At 27.5% G+C, this 1,696-nt stretch carries 1 protein-coding gene; it reads right to left on the minus strand.

Translation table 11 applies throughout. The features are described 5' to 3' along the window. Positions 1-190: 190 nt before the first annotated feature. Positions 191-1,696: excinuclease ABC subunit UvrC (locus COZ07_RS05570; protein ID WP_406607592.1), on the minus strand; the 1,506-nt coding region annotated here is incomplete at its 5' end.

The following is a 1,696-nucleotide window of genomic DNA, read 5'->3' on the forward strand; positions in this document are numbered from 1 at the left end:
CACCGATTGACCGATTTACCAATTCTCCAATTTACCAATTATAGTTTATAAAAAATATGAGAAAATATTAAGTTCTTTACTTTTAGAAAATTCATTTTATTTATTATATACATTTCCTTTTATATTTTACAAATAAATTAGTTATTGGTCAATAGCGAATAGTCGTTAGTCGTTAGTGTAGGGGTCGGATTTATCCGACCCGTTTTTTTACTAATACCGTTTTAATTTTTTCTGCCATCTTTTTTCCAAATCCTGGTATTTTACTTATCTCAACTATGGAAGCATTCTGAATATCTTTTATGCTCTTAAAATGTTTTAATAATAATTTTTTTCGCTTAATTCCAATCCCGGGAATAAAATCTAATTTTGAATTACGTAATTCCTTAGTTCTAATATTCCTATGATAAGTTACTGCAAATCGATGAGCCTCATCCCTTATTCTTTGTAATAAGAAAAGCGTTTCTGAATTAGAAGGCAAAATTATGGGTTTATTATCTTCTGATTTAAATATCTCCTCCTCCTTTTTGGCTATACTTATTAGCGGTAATTTCAAGTTTAGTTTGTTTAATATCCTTTTTACTGCAATAAGTTGACCTCTTCCTCCGTCAACAAGAACTAAATCAGGTAATCTTTTATTTTCAGACAATAACCTGCTATATCTTCTTTCTGTCACTTCTTGTAACATAGCATAATCATCAATTTTTTTAACTCTTTTTATTTTAAATCTTCGGTAATCTTTCTTATTTGGTCTTCCTTTCTCAAAAACAACCAGGGAACCAACAGAAAATTCACCCTGAATATTGGAGATATCAAAGGCTTCGATTCTTTCGGGTAGTTTTTCCAATCTCAATTTATCCTTTAATTCAATAATTGCTTGCTCAGCTTTTTTAATTTCATTTTCTTCTACCTCTTCTATTTTTTTTAATAAATATCCATTTTTATTATTTTTATTATCTAAATTTATTTTTTGACCTTTCAAAATTTCTTCAATGGATCTTATTTTATCTCTTATCTTGGCAGCTTTTTCATAATATAAATTATGGGAGGATTCTTTCATTTCTCGATAAAGTTTATTAAGTAATTTTTTATGTTTCCCGTTTAAAAATAAGCATATTTCTTTTACTTTTTTTTGATAATCTATTTTACTAATCATATTTGCACAAGGTGCTGAACATAACCCTATTTGATAATCCAAGCAGAGATCAGTTTTTTTTAAATCCTTTTTTCTACATCCTCTAATTTTAAATATTTGCCTTAATAATTTAATTACGGTTCGGGTAGCATCTGCATCTACAAAAGGACCAAAATATAAAGCCTTATCTTCTCTTGCTTTCTTATTTAACTTTCTGTAAAAAAATATTTGCGGAAAATCTCTCCCTGAAGTTATTTTAATATAGGGAAAACTTTTATCATCTTTCGATTGAGTGTTATAATAAGGATGGTTATTTTTAATCATTTTGCTTTCCAAGATAAGTGCTTCCATTTCGGAAGAAGTAAGCATATATTCTATCTCTTCTATTTCTTTAATCATTTTTTTTATTTTTAGGGAATGTTGAGAAGAATCACTAAAATATGAGGAAATTCTACTTTTTAAGGAATTAGCTTTTCCTACATAGATTACTTTTCCAGTATTATTTTTAAAAAAATAAACTCCACTCGTATCAGGTAACTTACTTATCTTCGATTTAATATCCAT

The organism is Candidatus Infernicultor aquiphilus (assembly GCF_002784285.1).
In the GTDB taxonomy this organism is placed as follows: domain Bacteria; phylum Atribacterota; class Phoenicimicrobiia; order Phoenicimicrobiales; family Phoenicimicrobiaceae; genus Infernicultor; species Infernicultor aquiphilus.